Genomic DNA, 26,746 nt, shown 5'->3' with positions numbered 1-26,746 from the left:
AGCTGGATGGTAAACGGGAAAGGGCATATCCACGAGTTCTTAAAATGAGCAAAAACAAGTTCCCGGTTAGACCAAGAAAAATGCCGTTCACTCTTAAGTGAACGGCATTAAGCTTACGCTGGCTTTTTACATCAAGTTACCTTAACGGCAATCGATTACACGGCAGTCTGGAAGATCACTTCCGATGCTTTTTTTGTGTAAGACTCGATTTGATCGAAGTTCAAGTAACGGTATGTGTCAGCTGCAGTTGCATCTAACTCTTTAGCGTATTCTTGATATTCTTCAGGTGACGGCAGACGACCTAACAGTGCAGCAACCGCAGCCAGTTCAGCAGAGGCTAAGTAAACGTTAGCACCTGTACCTAAACGGTTAGGGAAGTTACGGGTAGAAGTCGATACCACAGTTGAACCTTCAGCTACACGTGCTTGGTTACCCATACACAGTGAACAACCTGGGATCTCGATGCGCGCGCCTACACGACCAAAAATCGCGTAGTAGCCTTCTTCAGTCAACTGATCTCTATCCATCTTAGTCGGTGGTGCAATCCACAGACGTGTTGGCAGGGTTTTAGCAAACTTGTCTAGCATCTTACCGGTTGCGCGGAAGTGGCCAATGTTAGTCATACAAGAACCGACGAACACTTCATCAATCTTAGTTTGCGCAACAGATGACAGTAAAACGGCATCATCAGGATCGTTTGGCGCACACAGGATTGGCTCTTTGATGTCATTTAAGTCGATTTCGATTACTGCAGCATACTCAGCATCTTTATCGGCGCTCATCAGCTCAGGATTGGCTAACCACTCTTGCATGCCTTTGATACGACGTTCAATCGTACGACGATCGCCATAACCTTCAGCGATCATCCACTTGAGCATGATGATGTTTGAGTTCAGGTATTCAATGATAGGTTCTTTGTCTAACTTGATGGTACAACCAGCAGCAGAGCGCTCAGCTGAAGCATCAGACAGTTCGAAAGCTTGTTCAACTTTCAAGGTTTCAAGACCTTCGATTTCCAGTACGCGACCAGAGAATATGTTTACTTTACCTTTCTTCTCAACGGTCAGCATGCCCAGTTCAATGGCTTTTAATGGGATAGCATGAACCAGATCCCGCAGTGTGATACCCGGTTGCATTTTGCCCTTGAAGCGCACTAATACGGATTCAGGCATGTCGAGTGGCATAACGCCAGTCGCAGCAGCAAACGCTACTAAGCCAGAACCCGCTGGGAATGAAATACCAATTGGGAAACGCGTATGTGAGTCACCACCCGTACCAACGGTATCTGGTAGCAGCATACGGTTTAACCACGAGTGGATAACACCGTCACCTGGACGCAGTGATACACCGCCGCGGTTCATGATGAAATCTGGCAGAGTATGATGTGTGTTCACATCCACTGGCTTTGGATAAGCCGCAGTGTGACAGAATGACTGCATAGTCAAATCAGCACTGAAACCTAAACAAGCTAAATCTTTCAGCTCATCACGGGTCATAGGACCTGTTGTGTCTTGTGAACCGACAGACGTCATCTTAGGTTCGCAGTATTGACCAGGACGCACACCCGCTACGCCACAAGCTTTACCGACCATCTTCTGTGCAAGTGTATAACCTTTGCCAGTATCAGCGACATCTTGAGAACGTACAAAGACGTCAGATAACCCTAAGCCTAATACGTCACGGGCTTTGTCAGTTAAACCACGACCGATGATCAATGGAATACGACCACCAGCACGAACTTCGTCTAACAAGACTTCCGTTTTTAAGCTGAATTCTGAAATCACTTCGTCGCTATCGTGACGCTTAACCACACCGGCGTATGGGTAGATGTCAATCACATCGCCCATTTCCATCTTGTTTACGTCAAGCTCGATTGGCAGTGCGCCCGCATCTTCCATAGTGTTGAAGAAAATCGGTGCAATTTTACCGCCAAGGCAGAAACCGCCAGCGCGCTTGTTAGGTACGAATGGAATATCATCGCCCATAAACCACAGTACTGAGTTAGTCGCAGATTTACGTGATGAACCCGTACCCACAACGTCACCCACATATACTAATGGATGACCTTGTGCTTTTAATGCTTCGATTTTTTTCACTGGGCCAACGGCGCCAGCAACATCAGGCTCGATACCATCACGGGCGTTTTTCAGCATAGCTAACGCGTGCAATGGGATATCAGGACGTGACCATGCATCGGGTGCAGGTGACAAGTCATCGGTGTTGGTTTCACCAGAAACTTTAAATACTGTCAGAGTGACTTTGTCGGCCAGTTTTGGACGGCTTAAATACCAATCTGCATTCGCCCACGCTTCAACCACTTGCTTAGCAAACTCATTGCCCGCTTCCATCTTCTCAACCACATCGTGGAAAGAATCAAACATCAGCAGAGTGTGAGATAGCGCTTTAACGGCTAAAGGTGCTAACGCTGGATTATCCAGCTGCGCGATCAGAGGTTCGATGTTGTAGCCGCCTTGCATTGTGCCTAATAACTCAGTAGCACGCTCAGCAGACAGAATCGGTGATTTTTCAGTGCCTTTGGCAACCGCATCTAAAAAAGCAGCCTTAACATAAGCGGCTTCATCAACACCTGGGGGAATTCGATTTTCAAGCAGGTCGAGAACGAAAGCCTCTTCACCTGCGGGTGGGTTTTGAATTAACTTAACCAGTTCAGCCACTTGATGTGCATCTAATGGCTTAGGGACTACGCCCTCTGCAGCACGTTCTGCGACGTGTTTACGATATGCTTCTAGCACGGCAACATTCCTCTTTGTTTGGCGCTCTAACAACGAAACTGCACGTCTTCTTAATTGAAGCTGACAGTCCGACATGATCGACCCGTATTTCCGGCCTGCAGTATACTACAGCTTTGCAAAAGTATGAATCAGGTCACACTCGGCAAAAAGCGAAATAAGGACTAAATCCGGCGGCGAATGCCAACTTACGGGAAGATTAAAACAAGTGAAATTAGACAATAGTTTGAAAACAGACAAAAAACCATACACTACAAATAGTTAACAATGTTTCATTAATTTTAAATCGAACAAGCAATTTTCCGCGCCCCAGAGCAAAAATAGGTATAAATTTTTCTCATCTTGCTGCATTTTGGCTTTTAAGATGCAGTGCGAGAACTTACACTCAGGCTTAATTTACTGCATATCTCAGTTATTTCCTTAGTCCATCGGAGTACCAATGACATCCCTTAGCATTCAAGCCGTTATTTTTGATATGGATGGCGTTTTAATCGATTCAGAACCCCTATGGCAGCGAGTCGAGTATGAAGTGTTATCCGCACTCGGCGTGCCAGTGACGATAGAGACGATTCAACAAACCACGGGCTTACGCATCGATCAATGCGTCGATTATTGGTACCACAAGGCACCTTGGCCACACTATGATAATGCCAAGGTCAGCCAAACGATTGTTGATAAAGTTGCAAATGAAATTCTGGTTAGCGGCGAAGCTATGCTGGGCGTCCACGAAGCGATTGATCACTGCCAAGCGCTTGGCCTTAAAATCGGCTTAGCGACCTCGTCGTTCTACACTATTATTGAGGCAGTTCTTTCTAAGCTAGGACTCAGTGATAAATTTATGGCAGTACAATCGGCCGAGGGACTCACCTATGGCAAACCCCACCCAGAAGTTTATTTGAATTGCGCTAAGGCGTTAGATGTTGATCCCCGTTGTTGTCTTGCCATCGAAGATTCCTTTAACGGCTTAATTGCCGCCAGAGCAGCCAACATGCAAACGGTCGCGATCCCTGCGCCAGAACAAAGAGGCGATGCTAAGTGGATTATCGCCCATCATCAGGCAGAGAGTTTGTTGGCATTAACAACAATTTTGGCAAAATAACGTCACAATACACCGAGTTTCTGCAGGGCGGATAAGCTTAGTCTTTGCCCTACGGATAAATAGCACAATGGTGTATGTACCCAGAAGGAATTCAATGTGAAATACCTGTCCTTAATACTGCCCATGGGCTTAATGCTCATGTCCACCTGTTTACCCGCTAGCGCAGGTGAGACCATGCACTGTAAACAACAAGTGATCAATACGGGCGATACTTTAACGACTGTGCAGGATAAATGCGGCTCGCCCAGTGATATTCGAGAATACAGTCTGCCCGCGACTTATCTCAACGCTAACGGAGACAGGGTGATCGATCCCAGCAAGTTGCCAACTGAGTATCAAGAATGGACCTATGACTTTGGACCAACACGCTTAATGCGTCGCCTGTATGCCACTGATAATAAAGTCACAAAAATTGAATCCTTAGGTTATGGACATTAATCTGCAGCATCATTGATTATTGTCATCAATAAAAAAGCCAGACATTGTCTGGCTTTTCTTATTTCAATCTACTGAATGTATTACCAAATTTTCACACGCTCATCTGGTGTTAAATACATTTTATCGCCTTCTTTCATATCGAAGGCCTTATAGAAGGCTTCCACGTTACGTGGCGTACCCATGGCACGATAATGGCTCGGTGAATGCGGATCTGTCAGCAAACGACGGCTCAGTTCTTCATCACGGTAATTACGGCGCCATACTTGCGACCAACCCACAAAGAAGCGTTGCTCGCCCGTTAAACCATCGAGCACAGGTGCAGGTTTGCCGTTAAGGCTCATCAAATACGAACGTGCCGCTACAGTTAAACCACCTAAGTCGCCAATGTTTTCCCCTAAAGTCAAATCACCATTAACAAACTTGCCGGGCATTGCCTCATAACCTGAGTATTGGGCAGACAACTGCTTACCGCGCTTTTGGAACTCTTCTCTGTCTTTATCTGACCACCAATCACGCAGGTTGCCATCACCATCGTATTTAGCGCCTTGGTCATCAAAACCATGACTAATTTCATGGCCGATTACGGCACCTATACCACCGTAGTTAACGGCATCATCGGCATCCATATTAAAGAATGGCGGTTGCAGAATCGCAGCAGGGAACACAATTTCGTTTTTAACTGGACTGTAATAAGCATTCACCGTTTGTGGTGTCATGCCCCATTCGGTCCGATCAATTGGCTTGCCTAGCTTGTTGATCATGTCTTGATATTCAAACTGAGCGTAACGCATGTAGTTACCCACTAACTCGTCAGCCTTAATATCTAAACCTGAGTAATCTTTCCATTTATCTGGATAGCCAATTTTGTAGGTAAATTTAGCCAGTTTTTCTTGGGCGGCGACTTTGGTTTCTGGCGTCATCCACTCAAGTTCATTAATGCTGACTTCAAAACCTTTGATCAAGTTTTTGATCATGGTTTCCATGCGCGCTTTAGCTTCTGGCTTGAAGTATTGCTTAACGTACTCTTCACCCACTAACTCACCAATCACTTGGTCGGCGCCATCAACCGCTTTTTTCCAGCGTGGCTGCTGCTCTTCGATACCCATTAAGGTTTTGCTCTTAAAGGCGAAGTTCAAATCAACAAAGTTTTTACTCAGTAACTCGGCGTAGCTATCCACTAAGTGGAACGCCAGATAATCCTGCCAAGCCGATACTGGGAATGTCTCGAAACTGGCGCCGAGTTTTTCAAAATAAGAGGGCTGACGCACGATCACTTCAGTCACTTTATCGCCTAAGCCCGCACTCGCAGCAAAGGAATTAAAATCGAATTGACCGGTTAACTTTTGCAGTTCAGCACGATCTAACTTGTTGTATGCCTTGTTGGCATCACGGGATTCGACTCGGCTCCACTGACTTTTGGCGATCATCATTTCGATGTCAGCAACGCTTTTAGCAGCACGTTTAGCGTCCTTGTAACCCGCTTCGGTCAGAATCTCAGTCACATACTTCGCCATGGCTTGACGATTAGCGGCAAATTTAGGGTCATCTTTAAGGTAATAATCACGATCCGGTAGCGTGAGGCCTGACTGGCTTAAATACACCGCATACTGGGTTGAGTTTTTAGCGTCATTATTGACGTAAAAACCAAAAGGAATACCAGAACCCGTCGTCAGTAATTTGCCCATAACAGCGGGTAAGTCAGCGTGCGTTTTTGCGGCAGCGATATCGGCCAGCAATGGCTTAAGCGGAGTAACACCTAAGGTTTCAAGCAAATCGGTATTCATGAAACTGGCATTGAAATCACCGATTTTCTGCTCATTCGAACCTGCAGCAGGATTCTTTTTAGCGGCCGCTTCGTCGATAATTTTCTTCAATGCATCTTGGCTTTGGTCGTACAACACAGAAAACGCGCCATAGTTAGATTTATCAGCTGGAATAGGCGTATTTGCCAACCATTTTCCATTAACGCTGTAATAGAAATCATCTTGATGGCGAACTGAGGCATCAAAGTTTTGCAATTCAATGCCAGACACCGCAACGGCTTCAGTTTTAGGCTCAGTACTACAAGCCGCTAAACCTAAACTCAAGGCGATACTCAGTGCCAGTGTGCTTATCTTCTTCATTGTTTTCCCCAGCTTCCGTTGAGAGTTATTATTTTTCCCGCAAAACCTTAGCATCTTGGCACGCCTCACAGTAGTAAGATTTTGTAAAAGGATATGACACTTTAGCGACACTCTTAGCTATTTCGGCAAGATAACTTCCATAGGGATGACGCTTATAGTTTTTCCATCGACCAAAAAGTAAGGGCACAACCTCAGTCATGCCCTTAAGTTCTTTACACCAATCTCAAACTAGAAGTTTTTACCCACAAATAAATAGAAAGACTTATCGCCAAGATCTGTGATCCCAAAACCAAGTGCCGCAGGTCCCATGGAAGTATCAGTACCGATATAAAGACTCGATGCATAAATCAGATCGGTCAGGGTGACATCAGTGCGCTCGTCCCAGACATTCCCCGCCTCTAAGCTCCAACCTAGGTATAGAGGATAATCTGTCATACCTAGCGCATCACGCCCGAGATCATATTGATAAATAAAGGCCCCAAACACTTTATGTGCGCCCATAATTGAGTCTTTATGGTAACCAGATAGGTTTAAGAATCCTCCCAGCTCAGATAAATGCAGCGTATTGACCCCATCATTATTGTTAGTAGCAATTGATGCCTTACCAACAAAAGCGTGGTTACCGACACTCAAGGCACCTTTCCAGTCGGCCTCTATTTGCACGCTAAATTGGTTTTGATTATCGTCGATACTGTCATTGAAATCTTCATTGCGCACGTAGACGTTTAAGGTTACACGATTACCCGATGTCGGGAAGCTAATGCTATCTAAGCTATCGTAACCGAACCTAAAGTAAGCACCATAGGAACTAAAATCTAAGTCCTGCGTTAGCCAAACATCATTGACTATCGACCCCTTCTCTGCGACTAAGCCTAACTCAATCATCCCTTGTAAGGTGTAGTTATAACCTATGCCTAATTCAATCGTATGGGTTTTCTTGTCGAAGGTTAAGATACGACTGTTATTATCGTATAAGTCCCAATCACGGGTATCGTATTGATAGCGGGCACGGCTAAAGAACTGTTGGTCCCTGTCTAAAGGCTGATAAAACTCAGTTGCAAACAACTTTTCAATGCCGAGTTTGACCTCATTGCGCCACTCGCCACCATTAAAGGTCAAATCGGTCATGGTATAAGCCATGTCAAAACTGATGGCAGATTCTGAATTAAAGTCATCCTCCCAATTAAAGCCCAGTTGGAAATAATTCGGCCCCCAAGACTTAGCCTTAGTAGTGACAGTGAGTATGCGGCCATCCTCACCTTCTACAAATTCAGCATCGACACGTTCAAATTTATTGAGAGAGTAAATACGCTTTAACGCCTCATTAAGCTCGTCTTTAGATACAGCTTGCCCAGGCTTAATATCCAAGGTTTCCGTCAAGAGATTCAAACTCACCTTAGATTGGTTATCAAATACGATTTCATTAATGGGATGACGTACATCCGCCATTAATAATTTACCTTTGGCTTTTTTAGCCTCGACGTAGGCGGCATATTCCTCAGGGCTCACGCTCATACTGCTCAACTTATAAAGCTGACCATTAGCGGCTTCTTTTCCAAGGGTTAATGCCAGCGGCATAATAGTGAAATCAGTGGTGCTGAGGGCGTCAATCGCGGGTCGGATCAATACATCTTTATCTGTTAGCAGCTCCTTTTGCTTGGCGGTGCTGGCATTGGTCAGAAAATTAGACAGTTGATCCAGTACCGCAATGGTACTGTCTAATTTATCTTTTTTGACCAGAGGCGAGCCAATATCGACGGCGATAATAATATCGGCTCCCATGGCCTTAACCACATCGACGGGCATGTTATTAGCAATACCACCATCGACCAATAACTTGCCTTCAATTTGTGCGGGCTGAAGTGCACCAGGTACAGTTGCAGACGCTTGCATGGCTTTAACCATACTGCCATGACTAATCACCACAGGTAAGCTAGTTTCTAAGTCGGTTGCAACCGCTCGGTAGGGAATGGCTAAATCATCAAAATGACCAAATTGCTGTACCAGATCTGTCGACTGACGTAAAAGTTGTGACATAGTCTGTCCACGTAGCAGACCACTTGGCGCCCTCACTTGGCCTTCGTTATAGCCAATGTTTAACGGAATATTGTAACGGTCGCGTAACTGTTTATCCCTGTAACTCAAAATATTGCGCGGTATGGTGTCCGAGTAGCCACTGTCCCAGTTGACCCCCATCATGATAGCTTCCACTTCACTCGCACTGTAACCCAGTGAATACATGCCAGCGACATAGGCGCCTATGCTGGTGCCCGCGATGTAATCAACGGGGATGTTATGTTCTTCTAATATTTTGAGCACGCCCACGTGAGCGGCGCCTTTAGCACCACCACCACTGAGTACGACACCAATTTTAAGGCGCTCTGCAGCCAAAGACGGGGTAACACACAAACACAAAATAATAGAAGCGAGTAATTGACGCATCATGTGAGGCTACTTTTTATGGGATAAAAATCCGAGTTATATTAACAAACTTATCGATTTAACCGTCAGTCATATTTTATCTGGACCGACTAGTGATAAGTTTGTGTACTCTTTATACAAACAGATGAAGTTTAATTGAATAAACCGCTAAACAAAATATCCATCACCACTGAAGACGATTCCCCATCAGCTGTACAAATATTAAGTATTCGCGAGCCAATAATAGACTATGTTTCTAGCTTAATGATCAATAGAGACGATTTTGTTATCTGTCTCTAAATAGCGCTCAAAATCATCAACGCACATAGGTTTAGCAAAATAATACCCTTGAATAATATAACAGCCACGGCTAAATACTTGCTCTAACTGCTCAACCGTCTCAATCCCTTCAGCAACCACATTTAATTTAAGGTTACGGGCTAATTCAATAATACTGCTCACAATCGCCTGATCTGCGGTATTAGTGGCGATATCAATCAAAAAGGAGCGATCAATTTTTAGAGTATTGACCTCAAAATTACGCAAATAAGCCAGTGAAGAATACCCAGTACCAAAGTCATCGATGGCAACCTCGATCCCCAAAGATTTCAATCGAGTAAGATGGTCTTTAGCGACATGCAACTCCTTCATCAATACGCCTTCGGTGATTTCTAATCCTAAAGATGCTGTTGGCATTTGGGTTTCTTGCAAAATTCTTTGGATATCTTCAATAAAATCTGGCTGCCTAAAATGCACCGCCGAAATATTAACCGACAACTTAAAGCCCGAGCCATAGCGCTTAGTCCAATTGGCCCCCTGCACACAGGCTTGTCTTAATACCCAGCGGTCAATATCAACAATTAAACCGCAAGCCTCAGCAACTTTAATGAAAATATCGGGGCGAATAAATCCGTCTTGCGGATGTTTCCAGCGAATTAATGCCTCCATGCCTATGAGCTTATCGTTACGCAAAATATCAATTTGCGGCTGGTAATAAAGCTCGAACTCTTGCCGCTCTATCGCTTTGCGTAAATCGGCCTCAAGCCGTAAATGATAGAGGGCTTGAGCATTACGCTCCGAGGAATAATATTGAAAATTCCCTCGCCCTTCTTCTTTGGCATGGTACATAGCAAGATCGGCATTCTTGATAAAAGCCTCAGGCTGCACCGCATCGTCGGGCCAAATACTGATGCCTATGCTGGTCGAAATATAAAATTCCCGACCATATAACTTAAAAGGCGCGACAATTTGCTCCAACAGGCGCTCGGCGACATGGTTAATATCGTCAATGCTGTTTGCATTGCGGAGTAAAATCACAAATTCATCGCCACCAAAACGACAGAGTAAATGCTCGCTGGAAATACAAGATTGCAGTCGGCTTGATGCTTCGACCAGCAGTGCATCGCCCATGCTATGACCATAGGAATCATTAACATGCTTAAATCTATCGAGATCTAAAAACAGTAGCGCCAGTTTCTCACCTGTTTGTTGCGCAGCTTGAATCGACTGTAATAGACGGCTAGAAAATAAGGAGCGATTTGGCAACCCAGTAAGCACATCGTAATTAGCCAAACGGCGTAAATCGGCTTCAGTACGTTTACGCTCCGTAATATCAGAAAATACCACCACATAGTGGGTTACTTTCCCGTTAATGCTTTGCATCACCGACACGTTTAGCCACACAGGACAAAGTTGCTGATTGGCGCGGATTAACTCCCGCTCTCCAGTCCAAGACTGACTATCACGGAGAAGTTGCTTGATTTCCGATGCTAATCCGTCATTCATCTGTACGAATTGTGCAAATGGTTGCCCGACTAAGTCGTCAGAATCTATACCAATAATTTGTTGCGCAGCGTAATTCGCAACGCGAATACCGCCTTCGACATCTAAAATCAACACACCTTCAGAGGTATTGCCAAACGCTTTCGCCAATAAATTAATTTCATCTTCTAGCTGGCGTTGCACAGTAATATCGCTATAAATACCCGCGACCCGTTCAATTTCATTTGAGTGCTTATTGCGAGCAACTGGCCGACCTCTAACCCTCAGCCATCCCCAATTACCGTCCTTACGCTGATAGCGATATTCGGCTTCAAATCGGTCAATCTCACCCGCCATCATGTTGTCCCACTGAGCGAGAGCTTTCTCCCTATCCTGCGGGTGCACTGGCAAATCCTCTAAGCTCACCACAATCTCATTGGCATGCGTACCAAGCACCGAACCGCGATTATCAAGGTGAAATGCCTGAGTATTTTTATGCCACTCCCAGAGATCTGAGTCACTGCCGCGCAAAGACTGCCTTAACCTGTCTTCACTCTCCGTTAATGCCAGATTCATCTGCTTAAAGGTATTGATCTGTCGTTGTCGATACCAAGCAAGACTTAAAGCAATAATTGAAAATAACAGCAGCAAAATACCTTTAAAACCTTGGGATAACCACCAATGCTGCTCAACATAAAAAGGATAAGAGAACGGCTTATCTGACCATATCCCATTAACTTGACTCAAAATATCTAACACATAGCCACCCGCCGCTAATCCTGCGAGGTTGATCTGAGATTCCCCCTGCAACAAAACATAATGGCTATCTTCATCCTGATAGCGTAATCGGTATTTAAATTGGATTGGCGAATCATCGAGGTAATCTAAGTTAGTGATTTGAAAACTCACCATATTCGCATCGGGTTTGATGGTCATCAGGTTACGCGGCAACAAAGATACCTCTGTCGTGTTGTTATAGTACACAGAGACAGATTCAAGCATCACATGGTCATCGGTTATACGATTGACCAGCCTATTGACATCGAGTCGCATCACACCTTCAGGTGTTCCTAAGTAAAAGCCTGTTTTTGGCGAATAAAAATAAGCGCCCTCGTTCATTTCATCGGAAATCAAACCATCGAGTTGATTAAACATGGCGATATTGCCAGTTTGAATATCCTGACGAATCAAAGAATCAGCACAACCCACAAGATTTGACTTAGGGGTCTTTTGAATAAAAAACACTGAACTACAATTTAATTGCCATTCGGAAGTCAGTGAAACTAACGATTCCGCCTGCTGATTATATTCAAACAAACCTTTTTCATAGGAACCAAACCAGATAATTCCCGGGGACATTTCTTCAATATGGCTAATCGTTGGTTGCGCCGCAAAAGCATTAAATAAGTGCCGTTGATCATGAAACTCGTTTTGACTGTCTATGTAACCAAAGACTTTTTTACCGCCAACCCAAAGACGACCGTCAGAGGTACGATAAATCGTGCGGATCACTGGCCGCTTGGGGCCATCAAATTCGTTCGATGACTTATCAATATCAAATGGCTGGGGCTCATAGAGTCCCATTTCCCAAAAATAGAGTCCCGTGGTAGTCGCAATCCAGACGCGTCCTTTCAGTTTGGGATCCCGATAAGTTTTATATATGAGCTTATTTTTAAAGTCATCCTGACCGTGAGTCCATTTAGAAAAACTGCTTCCTTGCAAGGTCTCTTTATCAATAACAAAAAGACCACTGGTTGTTGAGATCAGTAAATAATGGTCCTCAAACTCACTAATATCATAAATACTTTCGTGGGGATTAAACCCCTCAATCGGAATGTTAACCGCTTTTTTACTGCCCTTAGCAACAAAATCTAAACTAGAAGAACCGAGCCAAACCCCTTCATCACTGGCATGTACAGACCAAGTCATGGCATCGCTCAGCTGATAGGGTTCATCTGCCGAATAAGTATCAAGAATAAAATCAGGCGGTGACGCTAACAATGCCAATCCATCACCAGAGCCTCCAACCCACATCAAGCCTGCATCATCAAACAACATGGCTTTCAGCGTTTCCATGTTGGCCTCAGCCTTCAACTCTTGCTGATAATTCTCAATCAACCGCGTCTCAGGCGACCATTTTAACAAGCCAATACGACTGGCAAACCACAAATACCCTTTAGCATCTTCAATGATCGCTGTGCTCCAATCGGGTAATTCTGGCACAGGTGTAATTTGATGAGCGATTTGATCTAATTGATAAACGCCACGCCCTGTCGCAATCCAGATCCTATGTTGAGTATCCTCCAACATATCGAGAATACTGCCCATAGATTCGGTCCAAGGGTATTGGAACAGCCGTGCGCCCTTGTTGTCGAGGAGCTCTAGTTGCAACTGCCCCGCAACCAACATGTGTCCATTGGGCATAAGCAATAACTTGCGCCAAGGAAGGTCACGATTAACAGCTAATTGAGTAATAAGGCGCAGTTCAGACTTTGAAGGGGAAAACTCATAGATCTGACCATTATCAATTAATAATCGCCATGTTTTGCTATTCTTGCGGGCTGCCGATATCAGCGCACCACCTGGAAACTGCGGGAATAGATAGGGAGAGCCAAACGCGGTAAATTGATTTTGTACTATATCGTAAAGGTAAATCGCGGCATTGGTGCTGACCAATAACTTGTCTCGGTCGATGTTCACCACTGTCGTTAAAAAGTCATCCGCAAGCCGTGATTCCGTGCCAATTTTATCAATGCGCCGCACCTTAGAATTACTGACCCGATACAAGCCCTGCTCAGTCGCTGCCCATACAAAACCGTAGTCATCTAAGGCTAAACCTCGGATGCTGGTGACAGCTAAACCGTCTCTATCGGTAAAAACACGCTGCACAAAGCCGCCCGCCCAAGCCGAATGGACGCTAATCAGTGAAAGGATGAAACATGTCAGAATTGTTCTAATTATTTTTGTTTGCATGTGACAACTTACCGCATACCATAACTGTACTGTAGCAGCTCAATCCCTTCAATTCATCCGCTTGTTTACATAAAAGTTACAAAAAAATACAGGCAATAAAAAAGCGCTCAAGTGAGCGCTTTTTTAATCGACAGCTAAATTACTTTTTCTTTGCTTTTGGGTTTGGCAAATCAGTAATAGAACCTTCGTACATTTCAGCCGCTAAGCCTACTGATTCGTGCAGTGTTGGGTGAGCGTGAATGGTTAATGCTAAATCTTCAGCATCACAACCCATTTCAATCGCTAGACCGATTTCGCCCAACAGCTCGCCGCCGTTAACACCCACAATAGCACCACCGATCACGCGATGAGTGTCTTTGTCGAAAATCAGCTTAGTCATACCTTCAGAACAATCTGACGCAATCGCACGACCACTTGCAGCCCATGGGAAAGTTGCGGTTTCGTAAGCAATACCTTGCTCTTTCGCTTCTTTCTCAGTCAAACCAACCCAAGCTACTTCAGGGTCAGTGTAAGCAATTGATGGGATGACTTTTGGATCGAAGTAGTGCTTCATGCCAGCGATAACTTCAGCCGCTACATGGCCTTCGTGCACGCCTTTGTGAGCCAACATTGGTTGACCAACGATGTCGCCGATAGCATAAATGTGCGGTACGTTAGTACGCAGTTGCTTATCAACCTTGATAAAGCCACGCTCATCAACGTTAACACCTGCTTTTTCAGCATCTAACGACTTGCCATTAGGTGCACGGCCAATAGCCACTAATACGGCATCGTAACGAACAGCTTCAGTTGGCGCGCTCTTACCTTCCATAGAAACATAAATACCGTCTTCACGGGCTTCGACCGCTGTGACTTTAGTTTCAAGGATCAGGTTGAACTTCTTCTTGATTTGCTTAGTAAATACGCGAACCACATCTTTATCAGCCGCAGGGATCACTTGGTCGAACATCTCAACCACGTCGATTTGGCTGCCTAAAGATGCGTACACAGTACCCATTTCTAGACCGATAATACCGCCGCCCATCACTAACAACTTGCCTGGAACTTCTTTCAGTTCTAATGCGTCAGTCGAATCCCAAATACGTGGATCTTCATGCGGAATAAATGGCAGTTTGATTGGGCGAGAACCCGCAGCAATGATCGCTTGCTCGAAAGTCACTTTAGTCACAGTGCCATCTTCAGCAGTCACTTCTAGCGTGTTAGGGCCAGTGAATTTACCAAAACCGTTAACCACGTTAACTTTACGCATTTTGGACATGCCGCCCAATCCGCCAGTTAATTGGCCAATGACTTTTTCTTTAAAGCCACGTAACTTATCTAAATCGATAGTTGGCTCGCCGAAGACCACACCGTGAGCGGCAACCGCTTTGGCTTCTTCGATAACTTTAGCAACGTGCAGTAAGGCTTTAGATGGGATACAACCCACGTTAAGACACACGCCACCTAAAGTGCTAAAACGTTCAACTATGATGGTTTCCAGACCTAAGTCAGCAGCACGGAAAGCCGCAGAATAACCTGCAGGACCTGCACCTAATACCACTACCTGAGTTTTGATTTCGTTACTCATGTTTTCCTCTAATTCTCATTCAATCCGTTGGAGGAGCTATCCTGCCAACCGAAAATGCGCCAGCGCGTAAGGTGGGCGCATTTTAACCTGTGTTTGATACTGATCACAATAAACAAAAGGCTGCTCAAGATGAGCAGCCTTATATGCTTACAGAACCAAAGTACGAATATCGGACAGAATTCCTGACAGCGTCACACTAAAACGTGCAGCCATGGCACCATCGATCACGCGGTGATCGTATGACAGTGACAGCGGCAACATCAATTTAGGTTCGAACTCTTTACCATTCCACTTAGGCTTAATTTCAGATTTAGACACACCTAAAATCGCCACGTCTGGGTAGTTCACGATAGGCGTAAACGCCGTACCGCCAATACCACCTAAACTTGAAATGGTGAAACAGCTACCTTGCATATCAGCAGATTTCAGCTTGCCATCACGGGCACGGATAGAGATATCAGCCAGTTCACGAGATAACTCGATAATGCCTTTCTTATCCACGTCACGTACGACTGGCACAACCAAACCGTTTGGCGTATCCACCGCCACACCGATATGGAAATACTTCTTCTGGATCAGTGATTCACCATCAGAGCTTAAGCTCGAGTTGAACACGGGGAACTGTTGCAACGTTTTAGCCACAGCTTTCAGCATAAACACTAAAGGCGTGATCTTGTAATCGGCTTTTTTCTTCGCCGCTACATCGTTTTGCTGCTTGCGGAACTCTTCCATTTCAGTGATATCAGCTTCATCGAACTGAGTCACGTGAGGGATAGTTACCCAGTTGCGGTGTAAGTTAGGGCCAGAAATCTTCTGGATACGGCTTAATGGAATCTCTTCCACTTCACCAAACTTACTGAAATCAACTTTAGGTGCTGCAATCACTTGCAGACCACCGCCGTTACCTGAACCAACAGAAGTTGCAGCAGTCGCTTTCGGACGCGACAGTTCGTATTTCACATACGCCTGCACGTCTTCTTTCATAATGCGACCTTTACGGCCAGAACCTGTCACTTGGGTCAAGTCGACACCAAACTCACGGGCTAAACGGCGTACAGCAGGAGACGCATGTACCGCACCGGTAGACACAGGTGTACCTGCGCTTGGGTGATGTGGTACTGGTGGACGGCTTGCAGGTGCAGCAACGGGCGCCGCGCTCACTGGAGCAGGAGCCGCCGCTTGTGCAGCAGGTGCTGGAGCACTTGCTGTTGCAACAGAAGTCGTCTCAATCGTCGCAATGACGCTACCTTGAGAAACCTTGTCACCCACTTTAACAGTCAAAGACAGCAGTTTACCGGCGAATGGCGCAGGCACTTCCATGGTGGCTTTGTCAGTTTCAAGCGTAATCAAACCTTGGTCGGCAGTGATTTCATCACCGACAGAGACGAGCACTTCGATCACATCGACATTGCTGGCATCGCCAATATCCGGCACTTGAATTTCTTTTACCGCAACCACACTTGCCGCTGGTGCAGCAGCCACTGGCGCTACCGTAGCGGCAGGAGCCGCCTGAGCCACAGTTGCAGCTGGCGCGCTAACGCTTGGAGCCACAGCAGGTGCAGCGCCGCCCACTTCAAGCATGATGACTAAAGAGCCTTGCGACACTTTATCGCCAACCGCAACTTTAACGTCTTTAACCACACCCGCGAAAGGTGATGGCACGTCCATCGTCGCTTTGTCTGTTTCTAGGGTAATTAAACCGCTATCAACTTCAATCTTGTCACCGACAGCAACCAGGACTTCGATAACCGATACATCAGTGTCGCCACCGATATCTGGTACTGTCACTTCAACCACTTTGGTTGCGCCCGTCGCAGGAGCAGCAGCCACAGGGGCAGGAGCCGCTTGAACTGGTGCAGATGCTGGTGCCGCCTGAGCGGGTGCTGCAACTGGAGCCGGAGCGGCTGCTGCCGCGCCCGCCGCTTGCATCATAGCAATCAAAGTACCTTCAGATACTTTATCGCCCACAGCCACTTTCAATTCGGCTAAAACACCGGCGAAAGGCGCTGGAATATCCATAGTCGCCTTGTCGCTTTCGACGGTAAGAATCGATTCTTCTGCAGCTAAGGTATCACCCACAGCCACACAAATTTCGATCACTTGCACTTCATCGCCGCCGATATCAGGAACAAAAACTTCTTTTAATTCAGCCATTTTCATTGCCTCTTACGCGTACTGTGGATTGATCTTGTCAGCGTCGATACCATATTCTTTAATGGCTTTTGCTAACACATCGACAGGCAGCTCTTTGCGATCAACCAGTGATTTCAGTGCCGCAATAACGATGAACTTAGCATCCACTTCGAAGTGGTGACGCAGATTCTCGCGGCTGTCTGAACGACCGAAACCGTCAGTACCTAACACTTTGTAATCGGTAGGAATATAAGCACGTAACTGTTCGCCGTAAATCTTCATATAGTCAGTCGCGACGATTGCAGGTGCATCACTTGAAATCACTTGGCTGATATAGGCTTGTTTTGGCGTTTCGGTTGGGTGCAGCATGTTCCAACGCTCAGCGGCTTGACCATCACGAGTCAATTCGTTAAAGCTGGTCACACTGAATACGTCGGCAGTAATACCGAAGTCTTTCGCCAGTGCTTGCGCCGCTTTACGGGTTTGTTCAAGGATAGTGCCACAGCTCATTAACTGAACTTTGCCTTTACCTGAGCCCGCAACCGTTTCTAACTTATAGATACCTTTCACTATGCCCACTTCCGCGCCTTCTGGCATGGCTGGTTGCTCATAGTTTTCGTTCATTGTGGTCAAGTAGTAGAAGATATCTTCTTGATTTTCGCCGTACATACGACGGATACCATCTTGTACCACAACGGCGATTTCGTAACCGTATGTTGGATCGTAAGTAATACAGTTAGGGATAGTGTTCGCCAATACGTGGCTGTGACCATCTTGATGCTGTAAACCTTCGCCGTTAAGCGTTGTACGACCTGAAGTGCCACCGACTAAGAAACCACGAGCACGCATATCACCCGCAGCCCAAGCCATGTCGCCAATACGTTGGAAACCGAACATTGAGTAGTAGATGTAGAACGGGATCATAGGTGTATCGTTGACTGAGTAGCTCGTCGCTGCTGATACCCATGAAGACATAGCGCCGAGTTCGTTAATCCCTTCTTGCAATACTTGGCCGGTTTTATCTTCACGGTAGTAAGCAACTTGGTCAGAATCCTGCGGAATATATTTTTGGCCTTCGTGAGCATAAATACCCACTTGACGGAACAAACCTTCCATACCGAAAGTACGAGCTTCGTCAGGAATAATTGGCACAATATTTTTGCCAATTTTCTTGTCTTTCAGCAGAGCTGTCAGAACACGAACGAATGCCATAGTCGATGAAATTTCACGGCCGTTAGAGCCCTGTAAAATCGAATCGAAAATCTTCAGTGACGGCACTTCCATCTCTTCGGTGAACTTTTGACGACGTTGTGGCACGCTACCATGCAGCGCTTCACGACGGCTCATCATGTACTTCACTTCTTCAGAATCTGGACCTGGGTGATAGAAAGGCAGATCTTCTAACTGGTCATCTGGGATCGGAATATTGAAACGATCGCGGAAGTAACGGATAGACTCAATACCCATTTTCTTCACGTTGTGAGCGATGTTTTTACCTTCACCCGCATCACCTAAGCCATAACCTTTTACAGTCTTAGCTAAAATCACCGTTGGGCGACCTTTGGTTTTTTGTGCGTGATCTAAGGCAGCGTACACTTTCACTGGATCATGACCGCCACGGTTTAAACGCCAAATGTCATCATCTGACATATTAGCAACCATTTCGGCCGTTTCAGGATACTTACCAAAGAAGTGTTCGCGAGTATAAGCGCCACCTTTGGCTTTACAGTTTTGGTATTCACCGTCAACGGTTTCTTCCATTAACTGCAGTAACTTACCGCTAGTGTCACGGGCCAATAATGGATCCCAGTAACGACCCCAAATCACTTTAACCACTTCCCAGCCTGCGCCGCGGAATTCGCCTTCAAGTTCTTGGATTATCTTACCGTTACCACGTACAGGGCCATCAAGACGCTGTAAGTTACAGTTAACGATGAAGACTAAGTTATCTAATTCTTCACGGGCCGCTAAACCAATCGCACCTAAGGCTTCTGGCTCGTCACACTCACCGTCACCTAAGAAACAGTAAACGGTTTGTGCTGAACAATCTTTCAGACCACGGTCAGTCAGATATTTCAGGAAACGCGCCTGATAAATCGCTTGGATAGGACCTAAGCCCATAGAAACCGTTGGGAATTGCCAGTAATCCGGCATCAGTTTTGGATGTGGGTATGAAGACAGACCCTTGCCATCCACTTCTTGGCGGAAGTTAGCCAGTTGGTCTTCGCTTAAGCGACCTTCTAAGAATGAACGCGCATAAATACCAGGGGCGATATGGCCTTGGAAATACACTAAATCGCCACCGTCTTTTTCATTGGGGGCACGGAAGAAGTGGTTAAAACATACGTCATAAATAGTCGCACTTGAGGCGAAGCTTGAAATATGGCCGCCTAATTCTAAATCTTTCTTAGAACCACGAAGCACCATAGCTAAAGCGTTCCAACGGATGATGGCGCGAATGCGACGTTCCATCTCTTGGTTGCCAGGCATGTGCGGCTCTTGACCCGCAGGGATAGTGTTCAGGTAAGCCGTTGTGGCGTTATAAGGCAAGTGAGTGCCATTACGACGCGCTTTATCGATCAGCTTTTCTAATAAAAAATGCGCGCGCTCTGGGCCTTCCTGTTCCAACACGGCTTGCAGGGCATCAACCCATTCCTGAGTCTCTAACGGATCTACGTCTTGTAGCATATCTTCAGACATGACACTGTCCTTCTCTATATACATGATAATGAATGGTGTTTGCGGCATATTCCGATTTAGCTGGCAGCTAAATCACAGAACTTAAGCGCCACTCTTTAAACGGCGCAAGCTTCGCTGCAACCGGCTATCTTCTTCCCGCACAGATAACATCACCTCTTCGATGTAACTTAAGTGTTCATTCGAGGCTTCTCTGGCGGCGTCGGGATCACGACGAACGATGGCAGCGAGCAATGCCCGTCTGTGATCGTTAGCCATAGTAGAAGCTTCTTCGCGGCGGCTTAAAAGCTCCAGGTTTTGCGCCACATTTTGATGCAGCACAGGGGTTAAACTAAGAACGAGGTGTAACATAGCCACGTTATGTGACGCTTCCGCCACAGCACGATAAAAACGCACAATCGCAGCAGCTTTTTGTTCGATATCGGTGGCGGCTTCCACCTCGAGAATCATACGCTTGATATTTTGCATATCGGCGTCGGTACCACGAAGGGCCGCAAAATAGGCCATCATGCCTTCGGTGGCATGGCGGAACTCCAGTAAGTCGTACTGACTCTCTGGATCTGAATTCATCAGTTCAACAATAGGATCGGCAAGGGTCTGCCAGAGTTGTTCTTTGACATAAGTACCACCGCCTTGGCGGCGCATTAACAGTCCTTTTGCCTCAAGCTTTTGAATAGCTTCACGCAAAGAAGGTCGAGACACTTCAAACTGGATCGCCAGTTCGCGTTCAGGCGGTAACTTCTGACCGGGCTGTAAACTCCCCTCTAAGATCATTTGCTCTAATTGCGCCATGATCACGTCAGAAATTTTTGGCTGATTAATTTTACTATAGGCCATCAGGCGCTCAGCTCCGTTGTAAATTGGTCTTACCAATTTTTTTGAGTGAGCGCACTTTATCAAATCAGCGTTTTGATGTCCAGATTGAAGATCACTCCTTAAAAGCGATCTCGATCAAAAGCACTCACGAAGAGAGAGCATAGCGGAAAAAAATGTTTATGGGGTCAGACCATTTGACAAAAGCACGGACTTCGCCCCACTAGGCGCTGCCAAAAGCGCAGCGGATAAATTCTAGGTTCTAGACTAGAAGGAGCACAGCGACGCCCTAGCAGCGAAGCGTTCTCGATTCTCGCTGCAAAGCATCCTTCTTTTAACTCACCAATCCGAAAATGGTCAGTAATGAAAGTATTGCAACAATAAGTGTAAAGTTACGTTTACTGAGCACTAATAATGCTAAGGTTGATTGTACACATATAGGTGCACTTGCGACCTCAGGTAAAGGTTGTGCCGCTAATGCCGTTTCAGCAACCACAGTGCGAGCGCTCACATTTAAAGTCAATCCATTACGGCGCCACGCCGCTAAACCTTCACTAAATTGACCACTTAAGGCATAACCAAAGGCGAAAATCCGGCTCGGTAACCAATCCAGTATCGTAATCACTTCGTTGACTAAGGGTAGCTCTAGGGATTTACGGGCATTCTCTTCGGCATAAAAACGTACCGTGCAATACAGTACCGCACCGACTGGACCTAAAAAAATGAAAAACAGCGCCACGGCACCATAATAACGATAGTTAATCCAAGCAACACTTTGACCCACTTTGGCACCAAGGTCTTTCTCGGATACAGCATCTAAACACTCGCTACAATCGAGTTCGGCGGCATAATGGTAACAAGCTTGGACGTCTGAGCGACAAGCCGCTTGCATATATTTTTTGAAAATATCACGCTGCTTCTGATGGTTAAAACAAACCACTGCCACAACAATCCATAGGGCTAAACTTAATAAGCCCCAAAACATTCCCGCCACTAACCAAGATAAAACATATACCAACAAGGCTGGTAGCACTAACGCCAATGCCATAATCACGCTTGTCAGTGACGCTTTATCACCAAAAAATGTTGTCTGATAGGATTGCAGTAAACGATCAAATTGCCATGATGAAGGAAGAAATTTAAGTCGCTCCACTAAAATGGCGACCAAGAGTGAAAATAATGCCATGGGCTGTACCTCTATAATTTGTCCATAAATAGTCTAGGTTTATATGGAATACGTCTAAAATCCAAAAAGTTAAGTGATTAACTAAGAGCGCAACGCCTGAGTATATTCCTTTAACTTGCCTAAATATCCTTCCCAATCAAAACTTTGCCCTGGGTCCGTTTTCCGCATTGGCGCAATATCACAATGACCCACAATCCGTTCAATACTCAGCAATGGATATTCTACCAGTAGGGCTTGTGTTAACTCGATGAGTGACTGATATTGCTCAGGAGTGTAAGGCTCAGTATCTGTGCCTTCCAGTTCAATACCAATGGAAAAATCATTACAATTCTCTCTCTCACCATAACGAGACACCCCAGCATGCCAAGCCCTGTCATTACAGCTTACATATTGGACACGCTCGCCATTGCGGCGGATCAAAAAGTGCGCCGACACTTGCAAGCCCTGCAACGGTGCAAAGCTGGAATCGGCATTAGTATCTAAACACCCTTGAAATAATTGATCAATGTAAGGTAATCCAAAGCAGCCTGCGGGCAGACTAATATTGTGGATCACTAACAAACTCACTTCATTCAAGGGACGTTGATTAAAATGTGGCGACTCACAACGCCTCGCACTATCACACCAACCCGAATCAAACCGCATGATGAGCTTATCCTCTATGCCACATATACTGCTTACTCTAACAGTATTCCTCCAAGCAAAGAAGAAACCCTGCGCACGGAACTTACTGACTGAGCTATCTTTTAACATTGAGATCATGGAGCAAACCATCCACTCTCAATTTAAATAAGGCTGCAGCTTACTCCTTTTGCTCAATCTTCCAACCTGTTCCGTGAGACCTAAGGCCGTGGTAATCTTAACCTAAAATGCAAGTAGGCCGTAATGCAAGGACTCCGCTTATGTTAGAAAACGATATCCGCCAATCAGTAAAATCAGCCCTCAGTGAAGACTTAGGTGGCACCGAAATCAACGATCAAACCAAAGCCATCGCTTATGGCGACATCACAGCAATGTTGATCCCCGCCGATAAGTACGCTGAAGCCACTTTAATCACCCGTGAAGAAGGCGTTTTTTGTGGTAAAGCATGGGCAGAGCAGGTTTTTAACCAACTCGGTGGCGAAGTCGCACTGCATTGGCATGTGGATGATGGCGATCTAGTATTACCCAACCAGCTATTATGTGAATTATCAGGTCCTGCGCGCGCTATTCTCACTGGCGAACGCACGGCAATGAACTTTATTCAAACACTTTCTGGTGTTGCCACCTTAACCAAACATTATGTCGATAAACTGGCGGGGACTCACACTCGCTTGTTGGATACTCGCAAGACGATTCCAGGCCTACGCACGGCACAAAAATATGCCGTCACCTGCGGCGGCGGAAAAAACCATCGCATTGGTTTATATGATGCTTTTTTGATTAAAGAAAACCACATTATGGCCTGTGGCGGTATTCGCCAAGCCGTAGATACCGCCCGCAGTTTGTACCCGAATAAACCCGTTGAAGTCGAAGTTGAGTCACTCGAAGAGCTCGCCTTAGCACTCGACTCTGGCACAGATATCATAATGTTAGATAACTTCGACATCACTAAGATGGTCGAAGCAGTTGAAATGAACAATCAATATAAAGCTAAAGGCGCCGGCGCTAAGCTCGAAGTCTCTGGTAATGTCACCTTAGATACCTTAGCCGAATTCGCCAAAACAGGGGTGGACTATATCTCAGTTGGCGCACTCACTAAGCATGTTCGCGCCTTAGATTTATCACTCAGATTAAAAGCTTAAAACCGCTGGATGTTAGCTGGTAGTGGAATGTTCTCGCAAAGTACCGTAAGCACATTCCACTCATAAAATATTAAGGCGAAATGCATTTTTTTGTAGGACTCCTCCAAACCAAATGTGAAATCGTGCCAGCACTATCATACTCAGCATTCACCCTCACGATTCCCCCACCCCGTCACCATTTCATGTCACCAATTTGACAACATCGAAAGACACGCCAGCTAAACTGATATTGTCAAAAAGTTGTTATAACCTAACATGTCGATAAGTTAGACTTTTATACAAAAACAACACTTTATTAGTACTTTATACTTAATTTTTGTTTCCTTTTACCTAACTTTGTACTAACTTTTACCAAGGCGAGATGGCCGTTTGGTCAACCTCACCTAAGGTCAGCACTGGGATTCTTTTTAAAATTGCCTAGTTCACGTTTTTTGAGAGGCATATTTTTGAAAACGTTAGCCTAAGGTGCGGTTGCCGAAACAATTTATTCAAACAAGCGCTAACCCAGCATTAACTTAGTGCTAATTTAGCAAAGCTAGCTTGGATAAATCAGCATGAGTCATTACACATGGGTCATTCAAGATCATCGGTGTACTGTTAATGTTACATAGATCATATAAATGATTTTATTGACATAAATGAGTAATAAAGTTTGATGAGATAAAACAATTTATAGAGTAAAACAGCGGTTAGGTTAAACACTCTATTCAACCACAGTAAGTCACTAAATAGTTAGCTGGAGAGAAAAATGAAGGCCATGAATTTAAACAAAGCATTAAATAAAAAAGCTCAGGGTTTTACTCTGATCGAACTGATGATCGTTGTCGCCATTATCGGTATTCTGGCTGCGATCGCATTACCTGCATATAAAGATTACATAGCGACATCTCACGGTGGTGCAGCGATGAAAGGAGTTGCTGGCTTTGCACAAAAAGGGGTGGCTTGTGTTCAAACTGGCATTGGCTGCACCTCTTTAGCAGCTGATGTGACTGCTGTAACCCAGTTAACGGGCACCGTAGTCCAAGATACAGATAGTTCATTAGCTTACGATGATGGCACATGTATTGTTACTGCAACAATACCAGCTGAAGGACCAGTTTCATATATCGCGGCTTCAAGTGGGGCTGGTGCTGATGATGCACAGTGCCAAGAAGGAGCAGGCTTAACTGTTGTAGCCCCATAATCACCTTAAGTATATAAGGGGCTAATTTTGGCCTCTTATTTTTTTACTTAAAATTACGAGAATAAAGATAAATGCCTACATCAGGCCTTCATTTAGGATTATCCACCTTATTTATCCGTAAGGGTCTGCTAAATGAAGAGCAGATGGCTAACGCCATCACAAAATCCCGTCAAAATAAGCAAGCATTAGTTAGCACTTTAGTACAAAGTAAACTGGTTTCAGCTCGTGCTATTGCTGAGCTGTGCTATGAGGAATATGGCACGCCACTCCTCGATCTCAATGAATTTGATCTTGCTTCCATTCCTGAGGATTTCCTCAATAAAAAGCTGATTGAGAAGCACCGCTGCTTACCGCTGTTTAAACGGGGAAATCGCCTCTATATCGGCACATCCGACCCGACCAATATTGCCGCCCTCGAAGATTTCCAATTTAGTGCAGGCCTCCACGCCGAAGCAATTCTAGTTGAAGAAGATAAACTCGCCAAAGCACTAGAAAAAATTCTCGAAGTAGATATTAGCGGCCTAGATTTAGGCGGTATGGATGAAGCAGCTCTAGCCAATATTGAAATAACAGATACCGACAGACGCAATGAAGAGTCAGCAGGTGAGAGTAGCGATGATGCACCTATTGTTATCTATATCAATAAAATTCTAACCGATGCTATCCGTAAAGGTGCCTCGGATTTACACTTTGAACCCTATGAGAAGCGCTACCGAATTCGTTTTCGCATCGACGGTATTTTACACGAAGTTTCCGAACCCCCTATAAGCCTTGCAAATCGTTTATCGGCGCGGCTAAAGGTAATGTCGAAACTTGATATCGCCGAACGCCGCGTGCCACAAGACGGCCGAATCAAGATGAAACTTTCCCGCACTAAGTCCATCGACTTTCGGGTAAGCACTTTGCCGACCCTGTGGGGCGAAAAAATTGTAATGCGGATCTTGGATTCATCCTCCGCACAATTGGGCATTGAAAAACTTGGCTACGAGCCTGACCAAGAAAAACTCTATCTTGAGATGTTGGCAAAACCCCAAGGGATGATTTTAGTGACTGGTCCAACGGGCTCAGGTAAAACCGTCTCACTCTATACTGGGTTAAATATTCTCAATACTGAAGAGCGTAATATTTCTACTGCCGAAGATCCGGTAGAAATAAACCTTGAGGGTGTAAACCAAGTTCACATTAACTTAAAAGCCGGCCTCACTTTCGCCTCCGCTTTACGTTCATTCCTACGCCAAGATCCCGATGTGGTGATGGTAGGTGAAATTCGCGATCTTGAAACCGCCGAAATTGCCATTAAAGCGGCACAAACAGGTCACTTAGTGTTATCGACCCTACACACTAACTCGGCCGCCGAAACCTTGACCCGTTTAATCAATATGGGCGTGCCCGGTTATAACATCGCCAGCTCAGTTAACCTGATTATTGCCCAGCGTTTAGCGCGTCGACTTTGCCCCGAATGTAAGCAGGCTGAAATCATACCTGAGCACGAACTATTACGTTTAGGTTTTGCCCAAGCACAAATTACCCAAGGCTTTACTACCTTTAAACCTGTGGGCTGCGAGCATTGCTCCGGCGGCTACAAAGGCCGGGTTGGTATTTACGAAGTGATGAAGATGTCCGATGAAATAGCGCGTACTATCATGGAAGGCGGTAACTCCTTACAAATCGCCTCCCAAGCTAAAGCGCAAGGGATGCGTGATTTACGTCAGTCAGGATTATTAAAAGTAATTCATGGAGTTACCAGCATTGCAGAAGTCAATCGCGTAACGAGTTTTTAAGCGTAGAGCACTGCAAAAAGCGTCTCGCGTTTACAAC

General features: G+C 45.4%; 15 protein-coding genes. 5 read left to right on the top strand and 10 right to left on the bottom strand.

Going from position 1 to position 26,746, the window contains the following annotated elements:
- Positions 1 to 155: 155 nt before the first annotated feature.
- Positions 156 to 2,753 (bottom strand): bifunctional aconitate hydratase 2/2-methylisocitrate dehydratase, encoded by a 2,598-nt coding sequence (gene acnB / locus KO533_RS18135; protein WP_168825809.1) that lies wholly within the window; start codon positions 2,751 to 2,753, stop codon positions 156 to 158.
- A gap of 436 nt (positions 2,754 to 3,189) precedes the next feature.
- On the opposite strand from acnB, the gene hxpB reads away from it, so the two are divergent.
- Together hxpB and KO533_RS18125 are read left to right on the top strand one after the other, a co-directional pair.
- Positions 3,190 to 3,849, top strand: coding sequence for a hexitol phosphatase HxpB (gene hxpB, locus KO533_RS18130; protein WP_113940780.1), 660 nt, complete (start codon positions 3,190 to 3,192; stop codon positions 3,847 to 3,849).
- A gap of 96 nt (positions 3,850 to 3,945) precedes the next feature.
- On the top strand, positions 3,946 to 4,287 hold the full coding sequence (locus tag KO533_RS18125) for a DUF2845 domain-containing protein (RefSeq protein ID WP_219255482.1): 342 nt from the start codon (positions 3,946 to 3,948) through the stop codon (positions 4,285 to 4,287).
- Positions 4,288 to 4,367: 80 nt separating this feature from the next.
- On the opposite strand, the gene KO533_RS18120 is transcribed toward KO533_RS18125, so the two are convergent.
- The 9 genes from KO533_RS18120 to ampD all read right to left on the bottom strand — a co-directional run bounded on the left by KO533_RS18120 (position 4,368) and on the right by ampD (position 22,606).
- Positions 4,368 to 6,410 carry a M13-type metalloendopeptidase gene (locus KO533_RS18120; protein ID WP_219255480.1) on the bottom strand — a complete coding sequence of 681 codons (2,043 nt, stop codon included), beginning with the start codon at positions 6,408 to 6,410 and terminating at the stop codon, positions 4,368 to 4,370.
- A 228-nt stretch (positions 6,411 to 6,638) separates the two neighbouring features.
- Positions 6,639 to 8,855: a patatin-like phospholipase family protein gene (locus tag KO533_RS18115; RefSeq protein WP_219255478.1), complete on the bottom strand. Its 2,217-nt coding sequence runs from the start codon at positions 8,853 to 8,855 to the stop codon at positions 6,639 to 6,641.
- Positions 8,856 to 9,092: 237 nt separating this feature from the next.
- Entirely contained in the window at positions 9,093 to 13,565 is a 4,473-nt protein-coding gene (locus KO533_RS18110) for an EAL domain-containing protein (protein ID WP_219255476.1), read from the bottom strand.
- Between the two features lie 139 nt (positions 13,566 to 13,704).
- Positions 13,705 to 15,132 carry a dihydrolipoyl dehydrogenase gene (gene lpdA / locus KO533_RS18105; protein ID WP_105250398.1) on the bottom strand — a complete coding sequence of 476 codons (1,428 nt, stop codon included), beginning with the start codon at positions 15,130 to 15,132 and terminating at the stop codon, positions 13,705 to 13,707.
- 147 nt (positions 15,133 to 15,279) lie between these two features.
- Positions 15,280 to 17,286, bottom strand: coding sequence for a dihydrolipoyllysine-residue acetyltransferase (gene aceF / locus KO533_RS18100; RefSeq protein ID WP_219255474.1), 2,007 nt, complete (start codon positions 17,284 to 17,286; stop codon positions 15,280 to 15,282).
- Between the two features lie 12 nt (positions 17,287 to 17,298).
- On the bottom strand, positions 17,299 to 19,965 hold the full coding sequence (aceE, locus tag KO533_RS18095) for a pyruvate dehydrogenase (acetyl-transferring), homodimeric type (protein ID WP_105250400.1): 2,667 nt from the start codon (positions 19,963 to 19,965) through the stop codon (positions 17,299 to 17,301).
- A gap of 81 nt (positions 19,966 to 20,046) precedes the next feature.
- Complete coding sequence (pdhR, locus tag KO533_RS18090; RefSeq protein ID WP_105250401.1) at positions 20,047 to 20,799, bottom strand: pyruvate dehydrogenase complex transcriptional repressor PdhR; 753 nt, start codon at positions 20,797 to 20,799, stop codon at positions 20,047 to 20,049.
- 310 nt (positions 20,800 to 21,109) lie between these two features.
- Positions 21,110 to 21,961, bottom strand: coding sequence for a beta-lactamase regulator AmpE (gene ampE, locus KO533_RS18085; protein ID WP_219255472.1), 852 nt, complete (start codon positions 21,959 to 21,961; stop codon positions 21,110 to 21,112).
- 81 nt (positions 21,962 to 22,042) lie between these two features.
- Positions 22,043 to 22,606, bottom strand: a complete 564-nt coding sequence (gene ampD / locus KO533_RS18080) for a 1,6-anhydro-N-acetylmuramyl-L-alanine amidase AmpD (RefSeq protein ID WP_219255471.1) — start codon at positions 22,604 to 22,606, stop codon at positions 22,043 to 22,045.
- A gap of 257 nt (positions 22,607 to 22,863) precedes the next feature.
- Between ampD and nadC the strand changes: the two genes are divergently transcribed.
- The 3 genes from nadC to pilB all read left to right on the top strand — a co-directional run bounded on the left by nadC (position 22,864) and on the right by pilB (position 26,709).
- Positions 22,864 to 23,745, top strand: coding sequence for a carboxylating nicotinate-nucleotide diphosphorylase (nadC, locus tag KO533_RS18075; RefSeq protein ID WP_105250404.1), 882 nt, complete (start codon positions 22,864 to 22,866; stop codon positions 23,743 to 23,745).
- Between the two features lie 748 nt (positions 23,746 to 24,493).
- Positions 24,494 to 24,928: a prepilin-type N-terminal cleavage/methylation domain-containing protein gene (locus KO533_RS18070; RefSeq protein ID WP_219255469.1), complete on the top strand. Its 435-nt coding sequence runs from the start codon at positions 24,494 to 24,496 to the stop codon at positions 24,926 to 24,928.
- Between the two features lie 71 nt (positions 24,929 to 24,999).
- Complete coding sequence (pilB, locus tag KO533_RS18065; RefSeq protein WP_219255467.1) at positions 25,000 to 26,709, top strand: type IV-A pilus assembly ATPase PilB; 1,710 nt, start codon at positions 25,000 to 25,002, stop codon at positions 26,707 to 26,709.
- Positions 26,710 to 26,746: the final 37 nt, after the last annotated feature.

Origin of the sequence: Shewanella sp. NKUCC05_KAH, assembly GCF_019345585.1 — a bacterium.
Taxonomy (GTDB): domain Bacteria; phylum Pseudomonadota; class Gammaproteobacteria; order Enterobacterales; family Shewanellaceae; genus Shewanella; species Shewanella oncorhynchi.
The sequence above is the reverse complement of the archived record's forward strand: the minus strand, read 5'-3'. Positions and strand labels throughout refer to the sequence as shown.

Coding starts and splice junctions, on each gene's coding strand:
- lpdA (WP_105250398.1), bottom strand. CDS start 15,132: ATGAGTAACGAAATCAAAACTCAGGTAGTGGTATTAGGTGCAGGTCCT.
- aceF (WP_219255474.1), bottom strand. CDS start 17,286: ATGGCTGAATTAAAAGAAGTTTTTGTTCCTGATATCGGCGGCGATGAA.
- KO533_RS18115 (WP_219255478.1), bottom strand. CDS start 8,855: ATGATGCGTCAATTACTCGCTTCTATTATTTTGTGTTTGTGTGTTACC.
- ampD (WP_219255471.1), bottom strand. CDS start 22,606: ATGCGGTTTGATTCGGGTTGGTGTGATAGTGCGAGGCGTTGTGAGTCG.
- KO533_RS18110 (WP_219255476.1), bottom strand. CDS start 13,565: ATGCAAACAAAAATAATTAGAACAATTCTGACATGTTTCATCCTTTCA.
- KO533_RS18120 (WP_219255480.1), bottom strand. CDS start 6,410: ATGAAGAAGATAAGCACACTGGCACTGAGTATCGCCTTGAGTTTAGGT.
- pilB (WP_219255467.1), top strand. CDS start 25,000: ATGCCTACATCAGGCCTTCATTTAGGATTATCCACCTTATTTATCCGT.
- aceE (WP_105250400.1), bottom strand. CDS start 19,965: ATGTCTGAAGATATGCTACAAGACGTAGATCCGTTAGAGACTCAGGAA.
- nadC (WP_105250404.1), top strand. CDS start 22,864: ATGTTAGAAAACGATATCCGCCAATCAGTAAAATCAGCCCTCAGTGAA.
- pdhR (WP_105250401.1), bottom strand. CDS start 20,799: ATGGCCTATAGTAAAATTAATCAGCCAAAAATTTCTGACGTGATCATG.
- hxpB (WP_113940780.1), top strand. CDS start 3,190: ATGACATCCCTTAGCATTCAAGCCGTTATTTTTGATATGGATGGCGTT.
- KO533_RS18070 (WP_219255469.1), top strand. CDS start 24,494: ATGAAGGCCATGAATTTAAACAAAGCATTAAATAAAAAAGCTCAGGGT.
- ampE (WP_219255472.1), bottom strand. CDS start 21,961: ATGGCATTATTTTCACTCTTGGTCGCCATTTTAGTGGAGCGACTTAAA.